This window comes from Stenotrophomonas sp. FW305-3-2-15-E-LB1 (assembly GCF_058787375.1).
The window spans coordinates 255118-274503 of record NZ_JBYSZR010000001.1 but is presented as its reverse complement, the minus strand read 5'-3'; the positions used below and the strand labels follow the sequence as shown (position 1 = coordinate 274503).

At 68.2% G+C, this 19386-nt stretch carries 14 protein-coding genes and 2 tRNA genes; 7 read left to right on the top strand and 9 right to left on the bottom strand.

The genetic code is table 11. The features are described 5' to 3' along the window. Positions 1 to 21: 21 nt before the first annotated feature. The gene (locus AC3WL7_RS01410; protein WP_492749077.1) at positions 22 to 921 is read right to left on the bottom strand and encodes a LysR family transcriptional regulator; all 900 of its coding nucleotides are present in this window, start codon (positions 919 to 921) and stop codon (positions 22 to 24) included. A gap of 98 nt (positions 922 to 1019) precedes the next feature. Between AC3WL7_RS01410 and AC3WL7_RS01405 the strand changes: the two genes are divergently transcribed. Beyond that, positions 1020 to 1766 (top strand): sulfite exporter TauE/SafE family protein, encoded by a 747-nt coding sequence (locus AC3WL7_RS01405; protein WP_492749076.1) that lies wholly within the window; start codon positions 1020 to 1022, stop codon positions 1764 to 1766. A gap of 89 nt (positions 1767 to 1855) precedes the next feature. Here the strand turns inward: AC3WL7_RS01405 and AC3WL7_RS01400 are convergent. After that, positions 1856 to 1942, bottom strand: a tRNA-Leu gene (locus AC3WL7_RS01400). A gap of 161 nt (positions 1943 to 2103) precedes the next feature. Then, positions 2104 to 2188 (bottom strand) — tRNA-Leu (locus AC3WL7_RS01395). Between the two features lie 128 nt (positions 2189 to 2316). On the opposite strand from AC3WL7_RS01395, the gene rnr reads away from it, so the two are divergent. From rnr to rlmB, 3 genes are all read left to right on the top strand, one after another. Next, positions 2317 to 4782, top strand: coding sequence for a ribonuclease R (rnr, locus tag AC3WL7_RS01390; protein ID WP_492749075.1), 2466 nt, complete (start codon positions 2317 to 2319; stop codon positions 4780 to 4782). A gap of 193 nt (positions 4783 to 4975) precedes the next feature. Further along, complete coding sequence (locus AC3WL7_RS01385) at positions 4976 to 5470, top strand: GFA family protein (RefSeq protein ID WP_492749074.1); 495 nt, start codon at positions 4976 to 4978, stop codon at positions 5468 to 5470. Positions 5471 to 5564: 94 nt separating this feature from the next. After that, positions 5565 to 6308 (top strand): 23S rRNA (guanosine(2251)-2'-O)-methyltransferase RlmB, encoded by a 744-nt coding sequence (rlmB, locus tag AC3WL7_RS01380; protein ID WP_492749073.1) that lies wholly within the window; start codon positions 5565 to 5567, stop codon positions 6306 to 6308. A gap of 888 nt (positions 6309 to 7196) precedes the next feature. Here rlmB and AC3WL7_RS01375 read toward each other — a convergent pair. The 3 genes from AC3WL7_RS01375 to AC3WL7_RS01365 are packed head-to-tail and all read right to left on the bottom strand — an operon-like array spanning position 7197 to position 11841. Continuing rightward, positions 7197 to 8636 (bottom strand): efflux transporter outer membrane subunit, encoded by a 1440-nt coding sequence (locus AC3WL7_RS01375; RefSeq protein WP_492749072.1) that lies wholly within the window; start codon positions 8634 to 8636, stop codon positions 7197 to 7199. After that, positions 8633 to 10591, bottom strand: coding sequence for a MacB family efflux pump subunit (locus AC3WL7_RS01370; protein WP_492749071.1), 1959 nt, complete (start codon positions 10589 to 10591; stop codon positions 8633 to 8635). The genes AC3WL7_RS01375 and AC3WL7_RS01370 overlap by 4 nt, the downstream gene beginning before the upstream one ends. Next, positions 10588 to 11841 carry an efflux RND transporter periplasmic adaptor subunit gene (locus AC3WL7_RS01365; protein ID WP_492749070.1) on the bottom strand — a complete coding sequence of 418 codons (1254 nt, stop codon included), beginning with the start codon at positions 11839 to 11841 and terminating at the stop codon, positions 10588 to 10590. The genes AC3WL7_RS01370 and AC3WL7_RS01365 overlap by 4 nt, the downstream gene beginning before the upstream one ends. Before the next feature lie 205 nt (positions 11842 to 12046). Between AC3WL7_RS01365 and AC3WL7_RS01360 the strand changes: the two genes are divergently transcribed. The 3 genes from AC3WL7_RS01360 (at position 12047) to AC3WL7_RS01350 (ending at position 17419) form a co-directional block, all read left to right on the top strand. Then, positions 12047 to 12775, top strand: a complete 729-nt coding sequence (locus tag AC3WL7_RS01360; protein ID WP_079221281.1) for a response regulator — start codon at positions 12047 to 12049, stop codon at positions 12773 to 12775. Between the two features lie 6 nt (positions 12776 to 12781). Then, complete coding sequence (locus tag AC3WL7_RS01355; protein WP_492749069.1) at positions 12782 to 14179, top strand: ATP-binding protein; 1398 nt, start codon at positions 12782 to 12784, stop codon at positions 14177 to 14179. Positions 14180 to 14395: 216 nt separating this feature from the next. Continuing rightward, a complete protein-coding gene (locus AC3WL7_RS01350) occupies positions 14396 to 17419 on the top strand; it encodes a two-component regulator propeller domain-containing protein (RefSeq protein ID WP_492749068.1) in 3024 nt (1007 codons plus the stop codon). 325 nt (positions 17420 to 17744) lie between these two features. Here the strand turns inward: AC3WL7_RS01350 and rnt are convergent, their stop codons facing one another. From rnt to AC3WL7_RS01335, 3 genes are all read right to left on the bottom strand, one after another. Beyond that, complete coding sequence (gene rnt, locus AC3WL7_RS01345; protein ID WP_108759671.1) at positions 17745 to 18395, bottom strand: ribonuclease T; 651 nt, start codon at positions 18393 to 18395, stop codon at positions 17745 to 17747. A 68-nt stretch (positions 18396 to 18463) separates the two neighbouring features. Then, positions 18464 to 18781, bottom strand: a complete 318-nt coding sequence (locus AC3WL7_RS01340; RefSeq protein WP_492749067.1) for an RcnB family protein — start codon at positions 18779 to 18781, stop codon at positions 18464 to 18466. Between the two features lie 84 nt (positions 18782 to 18865). Beyond that, complete coding sequence (locus tag AC3WL7_RS01335) at positions 18866 to 19378, bottom strand: HvfX family Cu-binding RiPP maturation protein (protein WP_108746313.1); 513 nt, start codon at positions 19376 to 19378, stop codon at positions 18866 to 18868. Positions 19379 to 19386 lie beyond the last annotated feature (8 nt).

Genomic DNA, 19386 nt, shown 5'->3' with positions numbered 1-19386 from the left:
TGAGGATGTGTCAACAACATTTCACGCTTTTTTCTGCGGCGGTACGCCGAGGTGTTGCAGCAGGCTGCGCATCGCCGGCGACAGGCGCGTCCAATCCGCGAAGCAGGCGCACAGGCGGCGCTGCGCCCACGCATCTGCAAGTGGCACGCACACCGTCTGCGTGCTGCGCCGATGCTGCCGCGCGATCGTGCGCGGCACGATGCCGACGCCGATGCCGTGGCCCACCATCGTGCACAGGCCTTCGAAGGTCTTCATGCGGATGCGCACATCGAGCCGACGTCCTGCCTCGCCCGCGAGTTCTTCCACATAGGTCTGCAGCGCGTTGCCATCGGCGAGTGCGACGAAGGTTTCGCCCAGCACGTCGACGAAGTCGAGCGAGCGCCGGGCAGCGAAGCGGTGGTCGGCAGGCAGCAGCATCACCAGCGGATCTTCGGACACGACGTGCCGTTGCAGGCCCTCGGCAGGTACCGCGTCGCTGATGATGCCCGCTTCGGCCTGGCCGGCGCTGAGCGCGCGCACGACCTCGGTGCTGGTGCGTTCGTGCAGCTCCACGTGCAGGCGCGGGCGCTGTGCCAGCCAGGGCGCAAGCCGTGAGGGCAGGTAGTTGGTCAGTGCCGCGGTGTTGGCATACAGGTGCAGGGTGCCGCGCGCACCCTGGGCGAAGGCTTCCATCTCGCCGCGCAGCTGCGCCTGCTGCTGCAGGATCAGCCGCGCGTGGTGGGCGAGGGCCGCGCCGGCCTCGGTCAGGCTGACGCCGCGTGGATGCCGGTTCAGCAGTGCGGTACCGGCGTCCGCCTCGATCGCGCGCAGGCGCTCGCTGGCCGAGCCCAGTGCAAGATTGGCCTGGCCGGCGCCGGCGGTGATGCTGCCGGCGTCAGCCACGGCCAGGAACAGGCGCAGATCGGCGATGTCCATCCGCATGGGGGGGGGGCTCCGGTCGGGGCTGCCTTCGGGTGGTCCGAAGGCAGGGGCGGGAAGACCGCATTGTGCGCCCGCACGGCGCCCGCTCCAATGGCGGCATGAACGAGACGTTGTACTTCTATGGGTTGCTGGTGGTGGTGTTCGTGCTGGCCGGCGTGGTCAAGGGCGTGACCGGCATGGGCCTGCCGACGGTGGCGATGGGGTTGCTCGGTGGCGCGCTGTCACCGGTGGCGGCGGCGTCGATGCTGTTCATCCCCACCTTCGTCACCAATGCCTGGCAGCTGCTGTCCGGCCCTTCGCTGGGGCATACCGTGCGGCGGCTGTGGCCGATGATGCTGGCGGTGGTGGTGGTGACGCTGGGTTCGGCCGCGCTGCTGGTGCGGGTGGATCGCACCTGGTCGCGCGTTGCACTGGGCGTGGCGCTGGTGGTGTACGCGCTGTACGCGCTGCTGGCACCGGTGTTCCGCGTACCGCAGCGGCGCGAGCGCTGGCTGGGGCCGCTGGTGGGTGCGATATCCGGCGTGGTGACCGGCGCCACCGGTGTGTTCGTGATGCCGGCGGTGCCATACCTGCAGTCGCTGGGCATGCAGCGCGAGGAGCTGGTGCAGGCGCTGGGCCTGGCGTTCACCGTGTCGACCATTTCGTTGACCACCGGTTTGGTGATCCATGGTGCCTTTGGCGTGCAGCAACTGGGGCTGAGTGCGTTGGCGGTGCTGCCGGCATTGCTGGGGATGTGGTTGGGGCAGGTGATCCGGCAGCGCATCAGTGCACGGGTGTTCCGCGCGTGCTTCCTTGGGTCCCTGCTGCTGCTCGGGCTGGAGCTGGTGCTGCGGCCGTTGTTCTGATTACGTTCGCCGGGCATGGCCCGGCGCTACGCATCCTGGATTGCAGGCAAGAAAAAACCCGCTTGCGCGGGTTGTTTTCTTTCTCGACATGGTGCCCAGGAGAGGACTCGAACCTCCACGAAGTTGCCCCCGCTAGCACCTGAAGCTAGTGCGTCTACCAATTCCGCCACCTGGGCGTCGAGGAGCGAGATTATGGGGTGTTGTTACCGGGGTGTCAACACTTCTCGATAACAATCTCGCTCTGGGGTCAGAGCCCTTTCCTCTGGAAAGGGATCCGACCCCCTGTTCCTGGATGACAGGCAAAAAAAATCCCCGCCGAAGCGAGGAGTTTTTTCGTTGGTGCCCAGGAGAGGACTCGAACCTCCACGGTTTTACCCGCTAGTACCTGAAACTAGTGCGTCTACCAATTCCGCCACCTGGGCGTTCCAGAGGCGCAATTGTGAAGATGAATCCGCAGGCTGTCAACGACTTCCAACAAATATTTCACGCGGTGCTTCCAAAGCCGCCTCTGACCCGCTCTGCACGCCTGCAGCGGCTACCATGTAGGGCGATGACTACCAAAAAACCAAGCAAGGGCGGGAGCAAGTCCCGCAGCCAGGCCCCGACCAAGGGCGCCAAGGCGGGCGCAGCCCGCACCACCAAGCCGGGCAAGCCGTTGCCGGGCTGGTTCCCCGAATTGAATGAAGGCGGTGCACCGCCACGCGGCCGCAAGGGCCGCGGCATGGATGCCGCCACACCGGGCCCGGCCCCGGGCCGCAAGCTGCCGCCCACCGGCAAGATGATCGACGATCCCTATGCCGCGCGCGAAGCCGAGAAGTACGAACAGCCCATCGCCAGCCGCGAGGCCATCCTGGCCCTGCTGGAACGCTGCGAAGGGCCGCAGACCGCCGAGGAACTGGGCGCGCGCCTGGGCCTGACCGCGGCCGACCGTGCCGAGGCGCTGTCGCGCCGGCTGGGCGCGATGGTCCGTGATGGCCAGCTGGTGCAGAACCGCCGCGGCGGCTTCGCGCCGATCCAGACCTTGAACCTGGTGACCGGCGTGGTGATCGCCAATCCGGAAGGGTTCGGCTTCCTGCGCCCGGTCGAGGGTGGCGACGATCTGTTCCTGCCGCCTTATGAAATGCGCAAGGTGATGCACGGCGACAAGGTGCTGGCCCGCGTGACCGGCATCGATCACCGTGGCCGCCGCGAAGGCAGCATCGCCCGCGTGCTCGAGCGCGGCATGACCCGCCTGATCGGTCGCTTCAGCATTGAAATGGGCATCAATTACGTGGTGCCCGATGACAAGCGCATCCAGCGCAACGTGCAGGTGCCGCCGGACCAGACCGGTGGCGCGCGCGATGGCCAGCTGGTGGTCTGCGAACTGACCCAGGCACCGGACAGCCGCCGCCCGCCGATCGGTCGCATCATCGCGGTACTTGGCGACAAGCTGACCGCCTCGCTGGTGGTGGAGACGGCCATCCACGGCCACGAACTGCCGTTCGAATTCCCGCAGGAGGTGCTGGACGAGGCCGCCTCGGTGCCGATGGTGGTCGAGCCGGCGATGATCGGCGACCGCGTCGACCTGCGCAGCACACCGCTGGTGACCATCGACGGCGAGGATGCCAAGGACTTCGATGACGCGGTGTACTGCGAACCGAATGTCGATGGCTTCCGCCTGGTAGTGGCCATTGCCGATGTCTCCAACTACGTGCGCCCGGGCACGCCGCTGGACGAGGAAGCGCAGAAGCGCGCCACGTCCGTGTACTTCCCGGGCTTCGTGGTGCCGATGCTGCCGGAGACCCTGTCCAACGGCATCTGCTCGCTGATGCCCAAGGTCGACCGCATGTGCTTTGTCTGTGACATGCAGATCGACCGCGACGGCGTGGTCACCCATTCGCGCTTCTACGAAGCGGTGATGAACTCGCACGCGCGCCTGACCTACACCCAGGTGTGGAAGGCGGTGGGCGAGGACGATGCCGATACCAAGGCCTGGATGGGCGGGCTGCTGCCGCAGGTGCAGCGCCTGCACCAGCTGTACAAGGTGCTGTCCAAGGCGCGTGCCAAGCGCGGCGCCATCGAGTTTGAAAGCAGCGAAGTGCGCTTCGTGCTGGACAACCGTGGCGAGGTGACCCAGGCCGGCATGCTGGTGCGCAACGATGCGCACAAGCTGATCGAGGAATGCATGATCGCGGCCAACGTGGAGGCGGCCAAGTACCTGCTGTCGCGCCACGTGCCGGCCCCGTACCGCGTCCACGAGAAGCCGCCGGAGACCAAGTTCGCCGACCTGCTGGAATTCCTCAAGGAATTCAAGCTGAGCCTGCCGCCGTGGTCGAAGGTGCGCCCGGGCGACTACACCAAGCTGCTGAAGAAGATCCGCGACCGCCCCGATGCCACGCTGCTGGAATCGGTGCTGCTGCGCAGCCAGAGCCTGGCGGTCTACAGCCCGGACAACCACGGTCACTTCGGCCTGGCGCTGGAGGCGTACGCGCACTTCACTTCGCCGATCCGTCGTTATCCCGACCTGCTGGTACACCGTGCGATCAAGCACGCGCTGTCCGGCAAGCCGCTCGACAAGTTCACCTACAACGCCCGCGAGATGGCTGCGCTGGCGCTGCAGTGTTCCGAGCGCGAGCGTCGTGCCGACGAGGCCGAGCGCGAGGTCGACGAGCGCTACCGCGCGGCATGGATGGAGAAGCATGTCGGTGGCCAGTTCGACGGCGTGATCAGCGGCGTGACCAGCTTCGGCCTGTTCGTGGAACTGGATGATTCCAAGGTGCAGGGCCTGGTCCACGTGACCCAGCTGCCGCAGGACTATTACAAGTTCGACGCCACCCGCAAGACGCTGACCGGCGAACGCCGCGGCGGCAGCTACCGGCTGGGCGACCGCGTGCGCATCCTGGTGCTGAAGGCCAGCATGGAAGAGCGCAAGATCGACTTCCGCCTGGTCGAGCACAAGGGCGGGGACGAGGGCGATGGCCTGCCGCCGCTGCCGGAACGCGGCAGGCCGGCCAAGCGCGAAAAGAAGCAGTATTGAAAGGCGTGCCGACCAACGGTCGGCACCTACCTCATCCGGTAGGTGGGTGCCGTTGGTTGGCAGATTCCTCACCCTGCAGGTGCCAACCGTTGGTTGGCAGATTCCTCACCCGGTAGGTGCCAACCTTGGTTGGCAGATTCTCACCCGGTAGGTGCCAACCGTTGGTTGGCACGACGTTTCGGAGGAACCCAGCATGCAAGGCCAACCCAAATACCACGGCGGCTGCCAGTGCGGCGCCATCCGCTTCGAGGCGCGTGGCGCCCTCACCGACAGCTCGATCTGCCACTGCCGGATGTGCCAGAAGGCCTTCGGCGGGTACTACGCGCCCCTGGTGTCGGTGCGCGGCGTGCAGTTCAGCTGGACCCGTGGCCAGCCGCGCTATTTCCAGTCCTCCAACGTGGTCAGGCGCGGTTTCTGCGGCGACTGCGGCACCCCGCTGACCTACGAGGCCCCTGACGGCATGGCCGTGGCTGCGGGTGCCTTCGACGAACCCGAGCGCCTGCCGCCCACCCGGCAGTACGGCCTGGAGCGCAAGCTGCCGTTCGTGGACGGCCTGGGCCAGCTGCCCGGCACCCGTACTGAGGAGGATGTGGAGGCGCTGGAGTTCCTGGCCACGGTCGTGTCCCACCAGCACCCCGACCACGACACCCCGCATTGGCCGGCGCGCAGCCGTTCAGCCGAAGGATGAACGGCGGGTAGCGCCGGGCCATGCCCGGCGAGCGCGCAGCGCGGCCGACGCCGATGCTCTACCATAGCCACCCCCTTTCCGGTTCGGCCCCCGCATGAGCAAGAACAGCCAGTGGATCGTCGGCGTCAACGCCGTCGCCTCCTCCATCGAGAACGACGCTGACAACGTCCGCGAAGTGCTGGTCGAGGCCGGTGCGAAGAACCCGCGCCTGGGCGAAATCGAGGAAAACGCCCGCCGCAAGGGCATCGACGTGCGCAAGGTCAACAGCCAGGCGCTGGACGGTGTCGGCGGCTCGGTGCGCCACCAGGGCGTGGCCGCGCGCTATGCCGCCGCCCGCACCTACAGCGAGAACGAGCTGGAAGGCCTGGTCACCGCCGCCGAGGGCAAGGCCCTGCTGCTGGTGCTGGACGAGGTGCAGGACCCGCACAACCTGGGCGCCTGCCTGCGCTCGGCCGCCGCAGCCGGTGCCACCGCCGTGATCATTCCCAAGGACAAGTCGGCCACGGTCAATGCGACTGTGCGCAAGACCTCGGCCGGCGCCGCCGACCTCATCCCCGTGGTGGCGGTGACCAACCTGTCGCGTTGCCTGAAGGACCTGCAGAAGCAGGGCGTCTGGATCTACGGCCTGGCCGGTGAGGCCACCGCTTCGCTGTACCAGCTGGACCTGAAGGGCAACATCGCGCTGGTGCTGGGCGGTGAAGCCGATGGCCTGCGCCGCCTGACCCGCGAGAACTGCGATGGCCTGGTCAAGATCCCGATGCCGGGCGAGATCGAGAGCCTGAACGTCTCCGTCGCCGCGGGCGTCAGCCTGTTCGAGGCCGTGCGCCAGCGCGGTTGATCGGCCGGCAGCTTCTGTAGAGCCGAGCCCACGCTCGGCTGTCGTGATCGGGGTCAGATCCCTCCCCAACAGGAGAAGGGATCTGACCCTTTTTTATCGGAAGGATCGTGTCGACCAAGGTCGACACCTACCAGAGCAGAACCAGGGTCAGGGCCCGTGCCGACCAACGGTCGGCACCCACCATCAGCAGCAGATTCCGACAGCTCGTGGGTTCGAGGCCGTGCGCCAGCGCGGTTGATCGGCCGGCAGCTTCTGTAGAGCCGAGCCCACGCTCGGCTGTCGTGATCGGGGTCAGATCCCTCCCCAACAGGAGAAGGGATCTGACCCTTTTTTATCGGAAGGATCGTGTCGACCAAGGTCGACACCTACCAGAGCAGAACCAGGGTCAGGGCCCGTGCCGACCAACGGTCGGCACCCACCATCAGCAGCAGATTCCGACAGCTCGTGGGTTCGAGGCCGTGCGCCAGCGCGGTTGATCGGCCGGCAGCTTCTGTAGAGCCGAGCCCACGCTCGGCTGACGTGATCGGGGTCAGATCCCTCCCCAACGGGATAAGGGATCTGCCCCTTTTTTTATCGAAAGGATCGTGTCGACCAAGGTCGACACCTACCAGGGCAGAACCGGGATCAGGGCCCGTGCCGACCAACGGTCGACACCCACCATCAGCAGCAGATTCCGACAGATCGCGGAAGTCTGTCGAGGGCGGGGTGGGTCCGGTGGCAGGGGTGTGAGCCGCATGGATGCGGCGACCAAGCCCCCATGGAAGGGTTCACGGCGTCCCCTGCCACCGGACCCACCCCGCCATGCCACAGGGAGCCAGCTTTTGACGTTGCCGTTGACGTTGCCGTTGACGTTGCTTCGGCGGGTGCGGGGCGCAGCCCCGCATTGCCTCACCCCGCGCTGCCACCCAGCGCCTTGAACAGGGTCACGTCGTTGCTCAGCTGGCTCTGCCGCACGCGGGCAAGTGACAGTTCGGCATCGCGGCGGGTCTGCTGCGCTTCCAGCCAGGTGCGCAGGTCGGTGGCGCCCACGCGGTAACGCACTTCCTGCGCGCGCTCCACTTCCACCGCCTGGTCATAGGACGCCTGCGAGGACGCCACCTGGCGGGCCAGCTGCTCCCGCGCGGAGAGTGCGTTGTCCACTTCCGAAAGCGCGGTGTACAGCGTCTTGCGGAAGTTGGTCGCGGCGATCTGATAGGCGGTGCCGGCGATGTCCGTGTCCAGCTGCGCACGCTGCAGATTGAGGAAGGGCAGCGACAGCCCGGCGCCGAGCGTGGCCACCGGGTTGCGCAGCACATCCCCCAGCGAGGTCGCACTGGAGCCGAGGCTGCCGGTCAGGCTCAGCGCCGGGTAGTACTGGGTGGCGGTCGCCTTGATGGTCTTCAGGCTGTTGCGCAGGCGCAGTTCGGCGGCCCGCAGGTCGGGGCGGCGGCCCAGCAGGTCGGCCGGCAGGCCTTCGTCGATGCCCGGGCTGCGCGCGGCCTGCAGGTCCTGCGGCTCGTCCTGCTGTGGCCACGGCGTGCCATCCAGCAGCACGGTCAATGCGTTGCGTACTTCCACCCGCTGCTGTTCCAGCGCGCTCTGCGCCGAACGCTGTGATTCCAGGTTCTGCAGCGCCTGGCGCACTTCCAGCCTCGACACCGCACCGGCATCGAAGCGCGCCTGCACCAGGTCGCGTGTGCGCTCCAGCCGCTGCAGGTTCGCTTCGCCACTGGCGATCGACTGGTTGAGGTAGGCCAGCGACCAGTACTGGCTGATCGTGTCGCCGATCACCAGCAGGGCGGTGTTCTGCCGGTCTTCCTCGCTGGCCTGGGCTTCCCAGCGGGCGATGTCGCGCTCGGTGCGCAGGCGGCCCCACAGGTCCACCTCCCACGACAGCGACACGCCGGTGGAATAGCCGCGGCTCCAGTCGGCGGCCTGGTCGGTGGGGCGGCTGCCGCTGGCACTGACGCCGGACGAGGACGGCTGCGGCAACAGGGCGTTGCCGGCCAGGCCGGCCTGCAGGCGGGCGCGCTGCACGGCCAGGCCGGCCGCACCGAGGTCGCTGTTGGCGGCCAGGGCCTGCGTGACCAGGCGGTCCAGGCGCTCATCGCCGAAGCCGGTCCACCAGGTGTCCTGGCGGATATCGCGGCCCGGGGTATCCAGGCTGCTGCGCGGGTCGTCGGCCGGCGCATTGAGGGTGGCATCGCCACGGCCATAGGTCGCGGCCACGGCGGGGTCCGCAGTGGGATAGCGGCCCACCGAGGCGCAGCCGGACAGGGCGAGCAGCACGGCGCCAGCCAGCAGCAGGCGCGAGGGGGCAGGGGAGGTCAGTCGGGTCATCATCTTCATTCGCGGGCCAGGGCCTCCACCGGGTCGAGCTGGGCGGCATTGCGTGCCGGCAGGAATCCAAACGCCACGCCGATCAGGGTCGAGCAGGCAAACGCGGCGATGATCGAGGCGGTCGAGAACACCACCTGGAAGTTGCTGGAGAAGTGGCCGATCAGCGCGCCCACCAGCAGGGCCAGGCCGATGCCGAGCACGCCACCGATCAGGCAGACCAGCACGGCTTCGATCAGGAACTGCTGGCGGATGTCACTCTGCCGCGCTCCCACCGCCATGCGCACGCCGATCTCGCGGGTACGCTCGGTCACCGACACCAGCATGATGTTCATCACGCCAATGCCGCCGACCAGCAGCGCGATGGCGGCGATGGCGCCGATCAGCAGGGTCATCGTGCGCGTGGTCTGCTCGATGGTCTCGCGGATCTCGGCACTGTTGCTGAGGAAGAAATCCTCAGTGCCGTGGCGCAGGGTCAGGAGGCGGGTGATGGCCTCCTGCGCCGCATCCATCGGTGTTTCATCGTTGACGCGCACGGTGATGCTGGAGACATGGCTCTGCCCCAGCATGCGCGACATCACCGTGGTGTAGGGCACGAACACGCCCAGGCTGGTGCTGCCGCCGAAACCGAAGCTTTGCTTCTTGGCCACGCCGACCACGCGTACCGGCACGTTGCCCAGCAGGATCACCTGGCCGATCGGATCGCTGTCAGGGAAGAACTGGGTCTTCGTGTTTTCGTCGATGACACCTTCCTGGGCCAGGCCACGCACCGAATCACTGTCGAAGAAACTGCCCGCGAGCAGGGTCACGCCCTTCACCCGGAAGTACTGCTCGCCCACGCCGCTGACCTGGGCGGTGGCCGACTGGTTGCGGTAGCGCGCCGTGACCGAGGTCGACACGCTGGGCGTGGCGCTGTCCACGTAGCTCTGCTTTGACAATGCATCGGCGTCGCTGGCCTTGAGCGTCTGCACGCGCGCCGAGCGCATGTCACCGAAGCCGCGGCCGGGATAGACGTCGATGGTGTTGGTGCCCAGCGCGCTGATGTTCTGCAGGATCTGCTGCTGCGAGCCGTTGCCCAGCGCCACCACCGAGACCACCGAGGCGATGCCGATGATGATGCCGAGCATCGTCAGGAAGGTGCGCAGGCGGTGTGCGTTCATCGCCAGCAGCGCCATCCGGAACGCTTCGGTGAAGCGGTCGCGCGCCGCGCGCCAGCTGCTGCCATGGGCCACGTCGGTGCTTGGCTGTCGCTGTGCGCGGTAGCTGGGCGCCTTCGGGTTGGCGCGGTCGGCGATGATCTCGCCGTCGCGGATTTCGATGATGCGCTGGGCGTGTTCGGCCACGCTCATGTCGTGGGTGACGAGGATGATGGTGTGGCCTTCGGCATGCAGCTCGCCGAGGATGCCCATTACTTCCTCGCCGGAGCGGGTGTCCAGCGCACCGGTCGGTTCGTCGGCCAGGATCACCTCGCCGCCGTTCATCAGGGCACGGGCGATGGACACGCGCTGCTGCTGGCCGCCGGACAGCTGGCCCGGCTTGTGGTGCATGCGGTCGCCCAGGCCCAGCCGCTGCAGCAGCTGCTCGGCGCGCGCATTGCGGGTTGGCCCGGGGCTGCCGGCGTACACCGCCGGCACTTCCACGTTGCCGCGCGCATCCAGGTCGCCCAGCAGGTGGTAGCGCTGGAAGATGAAACCGAAATGCCCGCGGCGCAGCTCGGCCAGCTCGTCCGGCTCCATCTTGCCGGTCTCGCGGCCGGCCACCTGGTAGCTGCCGCGGGTCGGGCGGTCCAGGCAGCCGAGGATGTTCATCAGCGTGGACTTGCCCGAGCCGGACTGGCCGACGATGGCCACCATCTCACCGGCATGGATGTCCAGGTTGACGTCGCGCAGCACGGCGATGACATCGTCGCCCGCCGGGAACTCGCGGCGCAGGTCACGCAGGCGCAGCAGGGGCGCCGTCGTGCTCATCGGCGCGGGCCCATGCCACCGGGCCCGCCCATTCGCATGGCACCACCGCCGCGGTTGCCGCTGCCGCTGCCGCTGCTGGACGCGGCCGCACCGCCTTCGCCGACCACCACGCGCTCGCCTTCCTTCAGCCCGGACAGGATCTGCGCGGAGGCGCCGTTGTTGATGCCGACCTTGACCTTGCGCGGCTGCGGCTGGCCCTGCGCGTCGACCACGCGCACCACGCGCTCGCCGTCACGGGTCTTCGGGCCCAGCGCCACCGCAGGCACCAGCAGCGCGCCCTTGGCCTGCTGCAGCAGCACCGAGACCTGCGCGGTCATGTCGATGCGCAGGGTGCCATCCGGGTTTTCCACGTCGAACAGTGCGTTGTAGTAGACCGCGCTGCTGGAACTGGAGCTGGAGGAACTGCTGGAACTGGACGAGCTTTCGTTGGCGATGGACGACGGCGCCGGATTGATCTGGCGCAGCGTGGCGTGGTACTTGCGGTCCGGGTCGCCCAGGGTGGTGAAGTACACCGGCATGCCGGCCTTGATCTTGACCACGTCGGCCTCGGACACCTCGGCATTGACCGTGACCACGTCCAGGCGCGCCAGCATGACGATGGTCGGCGCGGTCTGGTTGGCGTTCACCGTGCGGCCTTCTTCGGCCACCACGGCCACCACGGTGCCGTCCATCGGCGCGGTGATGCGGGTGTAGGCCAGGTTGGCGCGGGCGGTGCCCAGCTCGGTTTCGCGGCCCTTGATCTGCGCCTCGTAGGACTGCAGCTGGGCACGGGCGGTCTTCAGCGTGGCCTCGGCGGCATCGTATTCCTGCTTCGAGGTCGCCTCGGCGGCCAGCATCTCCTTCTGCCGGGCGAAGTCCAGCTCGGCCTGGCGCAGGCTGGCCTGCTGCACGGCGCGCTGGGCGATCACCTGGTCCAGCGAGGCCTGCGCGTTGAGCACCTGGTTCTGCTGGGTGGTGGCGTCGATCTCGGCGATCAGGTCGCCTTCCTTCACCGTATCGCCCAGCTGCACCTTCAGCGACTTGATCTGGCCCGAAGCCTGCGCGCCGACGCTGACCAGCTTGTAGGCGTCGATCACGCCGGTGGCTTCCACCGTCTGTTCGATGTCGCCGCGGCTGACCGGGCTGGTGGCCAGGGCCGGGGCGGCGGGCTTGCGCAGCAGCCACCAGGCGCACGCGGCAGCAATCACCACAAGCAGGACAATCACGATCAGACGACCCCGGCGGGTCGCGGGCAACAGGCGGGAGATCACGTGCGGGCTTCACTCAGGCAGGCCGCCGCAGCGGCATTGGTGGGCATTGTGAAGATCGGGCGCGGGCGGGCTCAATCCTCGAGGTGTGTCCATGTGTAACACTGGCGGCCGAAACGCGTAACTGCAGGTATCCCGCCCCGGCGTCGATACAGTGGTACGCACCGGACAGGATGCGGTTCAGCTCCCGACACGGGAAAATCGCGACATGGAGACCGAAAACCCGATGCATCGCCTGTTGATCGTCGACGACGACAATGACATCCGCACCCTGCTGGCCGAACAGCTCGGCCGCGCCGGCTACCTGGTCAGCACCGCGGCCGATGGCACCAGCATGCGCCAGCTGCTGGAACGCGAGCACGTGGACCTGATCGTGCTCGACCTCAACCTGCCGCGCGAGGATGGCCTGACCCTGTGCCGTGACCTGCGCGCGCGCTCGAACACGCCGGTGATCATGCTCACCGCGCGCGCCGAGCCGATCGACCGCGTGCTGGGCCTGGAAATGGGCGCCGACGATTACCTGGCCAAGCCGTTCGAGCCGCGCGAACTGCTGGCGCGCATCCGCAACGTGCTGCGCCGGACCGAGGCGCTGCCGGCCAACCTGGAACCGCTGGCCGTGCGCCGCGCACGCTTCTCGCGCTGGATCTTCGATCTGGAACACCGCCACCTGGTGGACCCCGATGGCCGCGTGGTGGTGCTGTCCGGCGCCGAGTTCCGCCTGCTGCGGGTGTTCATCGCGCACGCCAACAAGGTGCTCTCGCGCGAGCAGCTGGTCGCGCTCAGCAGCGGCCGCAACTACGAAGCGCAGGACCGGGCGATCGACCTGCAGGTCAGCCGGCTGCGCAACAAGCTGGCCGACGATGGCGGCCCCGATGGGCTGATCAAGACCGTGCGCAACGAAGGCTATGTGCTGGCCTCGGCCGTCAACCTGGAATAAGCCGTGATGAAGCGCCTGCGCCACTTCCTGTCCTCGATGGTGGGGCGGCTGTTCGTGATCCTGCTGCTGGGCATGGCGGTGGCCGCGATCGGCGCGACCATGCTGGCCACGTCCAAGCGCCAGCAGGATTTCGAACGGCAGAACCTGAACCGCATTGCCGACCGGCTGCAGGGCTACGTCAACCTGCTCGACGGCAACCCGGAACTGCGCGATCGCCTGCTGGAGATCGGCGGGCCGAGCGTGCGCGCACTTCCGTCCGGTGCGCGCGTGGGGCGCATCGACACCGCGCTGATGGAAGTGCTGGATGACCGTCCCGGACCGGTGGCACGCGCGCACGTGCATTTCACCTCGTTCCGCTCGTGCATCCCCAAGCTGCAGGAACTGCTGCCGCCGCCGCCGCCGGGCCACCGCCGCCCGCCGCGCGAACGCGATCCATCTTTCATTCCGCCCAAGTGCCGCGCCGTGGACGTGGTCCTCAGCGATGGCACCGCGCTGAAGCTGGCGCTGGATTCGCCGGCGGTGGCGCACAACGGCGTGCTGGCCGTGGACCCGCTGTTCCTGACCCTGCTGGTGCTGGCCATCGCGGTGCTGGCCTATATCGTTTCGCGCATGGCCAGTGCGCCGCTGCAGGAACTGGCTTCGGCCGCCGAAGAACTGGGTGACGACCTGCAGCGCGATCCGCTGCCCCTGCGCGGCCCGCGCGAAGTGCAGCGCGCCGCCGAGGCCTTCAATGCCATGCAGCATCGCCTGCAGCGGCACCTGGCCGAACGCACGCAGATGCTGGCGGCGATCACCCATGACCTGCAGACCCCGCTCACCCGGCTGCGCCTGCGCCTGGAAAACGTGACCGACGAGATCCTGCGTGAGCGCCTGATCGGCGACCTGGCGGCGATGCAGGCGCTGGTGCGCGAAGGCCTGGAACTGGCGCGCAGCGCCGAGAGCGCTGAACAGCGCGCTGCGCTCGATCTGGATTCGCTGCTGGAAAGCATCGTCGAGGACACCGCCGAAGCGGGTGCCGACGTGGCCTTTGAAGGTGGCAGCGGCGCGGTGCTGATGCTGCGGCCGCTGGCCATGCACCGGCTGTTCTCCAACCTGGTGGACAACGCGGTGATGTACGCCGAGCGCGTGCGGGTGCGGGTGGACCGCAGCGGCGGTGCGATCACCGTGGTCGTGGCCGACGATGGCCCGGGCCTGGCCGATGAGCAGCTCGAAGCCGTGTTCGACCCGTTCGTGCGGGTGGAGACCTCGCGCTCGCGGCAGACCGGTGGCGCCGGCCTGGGCCTGACCATCGCCCGCGCGCTGGCCGAGAAGGACGGTGCACGCCTGTGGCTGCGCAACCGGCCCGAGGGCGGCCTGGAAGCGGTGGTGCAGTGGCCGGCGGGCAGCCCGGTGGCCGCGCGCTGATGGCAGCGGCCGGGCCCTGACCCCGAACCAGGGCCTGGCTTTCACGCTGCGGTGACGCCGGGAGGGGTGTTTGGCCTATCATTCGCCCCATCTCCCCACAGTTCACGCGATGAGCCAGCCTGTTCGCACCGGCGCGCGGCCCCGTGCCGCCCGGTTGTTCCTGTTCCTGCCTGTTGCCGTGCGCGGCAACCGCACCTGGCCGCCGCCGCTGCAGTAATGGGCGGGCAGGGGGCTGGCAGGCGCCTGGCGGGGCGCCACCCGGAACATCACATCGGTCGCCTGCTGCGGCTCGGTGTGCTGTGGCTGTTGCTGTGGCTGGCCTCGCCGCTGGCGGCGCAGACCGCCGCACCGCCGCTGCGCGATTACGCCATCGACGTGTGGACGTCGCGCAACGGCCTGCCGCACAACTCGCTGCGTGACATCGCCCAGACCCCCGAAGGCCACCTGTGGTTCGCCACCTGGGAAGGCCTGGTGCGCTACAACGGCCTGGATTTCACCGTGTTCGACCGCAGCACGCGGCCCGGGCTGCGCGACAACGGCATCGGTGCCCTGCTGGTGGACCGCCAGGGCGGGCTGTGGATCACGGATTCGCGTGGCAACGTGACCTACCGCAGCAGCGCTGGCCAGTGGCGGGTCTGGGAGCACGAGGCCAACACCCCGGAAGTGCTGATCCAGTCGATGCAGATGGACAGCCAGGGGCGCCTGTGGCTGCTGTACGAAGGCAAGGGCATCGCGTACCTGACGCCCGAAACCGGCATCGTCTACCAGCCGCCGCCGCCGGACCTGCCGCTGGCGATGAGCTTCACCAAGCTGGTGGTCGATGCCCAGGACCGGGTCTGGATCGGCACCCTCGATGGCCTGGTCCTGCGCGACAACGATGGCGAACTCAAGCGTGCACCGGCCGGATGGGGCGTGGGCAAGGGGCTGACCTGGCCCTATCGCGCACCCGATGGCGCGTTGTGGATCGTGGCCGGCGAGCGCCTGTACCGGGTCGAGGATGACCGCCTGGTGCTGGTCCACAGCCTGCCGGGCCAGCTGCACATGACCGCGATGCTGCAGGACCGCCACGGCGATATCTGGCTGGGTACCGAGAACCAGGGCCTGCTGCGTATTTCCAGCCACGGCCTGGAACGCCTGCCGGCCGGCCTGAACCTGCCCGGCGGGCGCGTGGTGAGCCTGCGCGAGGATGCCGAAGGCAGCATCTGGGTCGGCGCCAACGGCGGCCTGTACCGCCTGCGCGAAACGCTGTTCAGCAGCTACACCGAACGCGATGGGCTGAGCGGTGACTACGTGCGCACCGTGTTCGAGGACCGCGATCGCCGGCTGTGGGTGGGCAGCGCCAGCGGCCTGGACCAGCAGACCGCCGACGGCCGCTTCCGGCCGATGGCGTTGCACAACCGTGGCGGCAAGGCCGCGTCGGTGCTGAGCCTGGCCCAGGATCCCGGCGGCGACCTCTGGGTGGGCACCTTTGGCGACGGCGTCTACCGCCTGCGTGCCGATGGCAGCCTGCGCCACAACTACGATGCGGCCGATGGCATGCCGGGTGGCAACATCCGTGCGATCAGCGTCGATCCGTCCGGCGTGGTCTGGGCCGGCACCCAGAAGGGCGTGGTGCGCATCGATGGCGACCGCGTGCGGGTGGCGAACACGCCGGGCATGCCCACCGGCCTGATCACCGCGCTGGAACACGACCACCAGGGCAACCTGTGGATCGGCACCATCGAGGGCATCCGCGTGCTGCGCGGCGACCATGTGCAGTCCATCGATCTGGCCCCGATGGGCGGCGGCCGCAGTGTGTTCGGCTTCCACCAGATCGGCGAGGCGATGTGGATCAGCAGCGACCGCGGGCTGTACCGCTGGTACAGGAACCGCCTGTCGCGGGTCGGCCTGGAGCAGGGCATGCCGGTCGATGCGGTGTTCCAGCTGGTGCCCGACCGGCTGGGCAATGTGTGGATCAGCAGCAACCGGGGCGTGCTGCGCACCGACATGGCGACCTTGAACGCGGTGGCTGACGGCCGCGCGCCGCGGGTGAAGGTGGAGCGCTACAACGAGATCGACGGGATGGCCAACGCACAGGCCAACGGCAGCTCGGCGCCCTCGGCGATCCTGCGCCAGGACGGGACCTTCTGGGTGGTGACCGCCGGTGGCCTGAGCACGGTGGACCCGCAGCGCCTGCAGCGCTTCCGCGAGCGCCCGGCACCGCCGGCGGCGATCGAGAACGTGCAGGTCGATGGCGCGCAGGTGCATTGGGAAGGCCCCGAGCGCAACCTGATTCCCGGCGGGCGCCGGCTGGCGGTGAGCTTCGTCGGCCTCAGCTACCTGATGTCCGACCGCATCCGCTACCGCACGCGCCTGGACGGGCTGGACACCAGCTGGGTCGAGCGCGGCCCGCAGCGCAGCGTCGAGTTCGTCGGCCTGCCGCCGGGCGATTACACCCTGCACGTGGCGGCCTCGCACCCGGGCGGTGCCTGGGGCCAGCAGGAGGCGGTGTGGAGTTTCACCGTCGAACCGTTCTGGTGGCAGCGGCACAGCGTGCAGGCGATGATCGGGCTGCTGCTGCTGGGCGCGCTGGTGGCGCTGTACCGGTTCCTGCTGCAGCAGTACAAGGCCAGCAACCTGCGCCTGGCGCGCCGCGTGGATGAGGCGACCTTCGACCTGCAGGCGCAGACCGTGCACCTGCAGGCGCTGAACCAGGAGAAGACCGAGCTGGCCGAGCGCCTGGCACGGCAGGCCGAAGCGTTCGAACGGCAGGCCCGCGAGGATGCGCTGACCGGTCTGGCCAATCGCCGTGGCTTCGACGAGACGCTGGCCCGTGACTTCGCCCGCTCGCAGCGCAGCGGCCACCCGCTGAGCCTGGTGGTGCTGGATATCGACCACTTCAAGGACGTCAACGATACCTACAGCCACAGCATCGGCGATCTGGTGCTGAAGGAAGTGGCGGAAGTGATCGCCGCGGCGTGCCGCGATTCGGACCTGCCGGCGCGTACCGGCGGCGAAGAGTTCGCGCTGCTGCTCAACGATACGCGCCTGGAAGAAGCAGCCCAGGTCTGCGCGCGCCTGCGCGGCCTGTTCCATGACCATCCGGACTGGGCGGGGGTGAAGGGCCTGCGGGTGACCTTCAGCGCGGGCCTGGTGGAACTGGCGGCCGACGACCGCACCCCGGCGCTGCTGTACCAGCGCGCCGACCGCGCGCTGTACCGCGCCAAGAGCGATGGCCGCGACCGCACCAGCATCGGTTGATGCCTATCCACGCATGGCGTGGATCTACCGGGCAGGTTGAATGGTGGGTGCGGACCGTTGGTCCGCACGGCCGATGCAATTCATCTTGAATGGTGGGTGCGGACCGTTGGTCCGCACAGCCGATGCATTTCATCTTGAATGGTGGGTGCGGACCATTGGTCCGCACAGCCGATGCATTTCATCTTGAATGGTGGGTGCGGACCGTTGGTCCGCACGGCCGATGCAATTCATCCACGCAGGGCGTGGATCTACCGGGCAGGTTGAGTGGTGGGTGCGGACCGTTGGTCCGCACGGCCGATGCAATTCATCCACGCATGGCGTGGATCTACCGCGGCCAGGCGTTGGCGATGGTGCAGAACAGCCGCGCGGTCTGCTCGGTGTCGTACACCGCGCTGTGTGCCTCGTTGGCATCCCAACCCAGCCCTGCGGCATTGGCCGCACGCGCCAGCACCGTCTGCCCGTAGGCGATACCCGCCAGGGTGACCGTGTCGAATACGCTGAAGGGGTGGAACGGGTTGCGCTTGTGGCCGGTGCGTGCCACTGCCGCATTGACGAACCCCAGGTCGAAATGGGCGTTGTGCCCGACCAGGATCGCGCGCTGGCAGCCGTACTTCTTCATTGCCGCGCGCACCGGGGTGAAGATGTGGTCCAGCGCGGCTTTTTCTTCCTTGGCCAGCCGGAACGGGTGGTCGAGGATGATGCCGGTCACTTCCAGCGATTTCGGGTCGATCTCCAGCCCTTCGGCGGGCACCACGTGGGCGCTGGCGGTCTGGCCCGGGTAGAGCAGGCCGTTCTCGTCCATCTCGATCGGCACCGCGGCGATTTCCAGCAGCGCGTTGCGCTGGCTGTCGAAACCGCCGGTTTCCACGTCCACCACCACCGGCAGGAAGCCGCGGAAGCGTTGCGACATCGCGCGCTGCGCCATCGGAACTACGGAAACAGGGGCGGCTTCAGCTGCGGGGGTGGGGTCATTCATGCGCGGATTCTAGCAGAGCGACCCTGAGCGCCCGGCCATGCAGCGCACGGCCGGGACGCTGCATGGGGTCAGCGGTGTGCCAGCACCACGTCGGCGATGAGGCCGCTGGCCACGGCGATCAGCACGTAGCGGCCATCGACCTTGCGCCATTCCTGGCCACGGGCGGGGGCGCGCAGACCATGGTGGCGATAGTCGTGGACGTATTCGCCCCGGTGGTCGTGGGCCAGCCTGTGGCCGCGACGGGGCGGATCGCGGCGGTCGTCGTGGCGGTTCTTGTGGCCGTGATGGTCGTCGCGCCCACCGGCGCCATACGGAGCCGCCATCGCGGGCGAGACGGCGGTGGCCAGCAGGGCCAGGGAAAGGGTGGCAGCAATCAGACGCTTCATGGGGCGACTCCGGGGGAGGGACGTGGTCATCAAGGCCACGGATCCAGCATCGGATTTTTTTTATGAATAGGCGATTAAATCGGGCTATTCCGCAGTTTCGGTGCGTATCGGCGTGTAACGGGCCACCCACGCGTCCACGCTCAGGCGCCCGGCGCCGTTGAACAGCAACGGCAGCAGCATCGCCATGAACAACGCCGGCAGCTTGAAATTGCCAAACCCCTGGTCGCTGATCGCATAGCCCATCGCCAGTTCACCCAGCGAATCCCAATGCATGGGCCAATGCACCGCATACGTGGCCACCACGGTCAGCACCAGCAGGCTGGCAGCCGCAAAACGCGTGCCCAGGCCGAACAGCAGGCAGGCCGCGCCGACCAGTTCGAACCAGGTCGCCAGCTGCCAGTTCACGCTGGCCGGCAACTGGTCGAACGGAAACGGGAACGCGCCCTGCAGTTCGGCAAACCAGTTCTGGCCCTGCAGCTTTTCGCGACCGGACTCGAAGTATTCCCAGGCCAGCAGCAGGCGCAGGCCCAGGGGGGCCAGCCACGGGCCGCAGCGATCCAGCTGGCCGCGCACGGCGGCCAGGGGCAGGGTGTTCATCAGGGGGG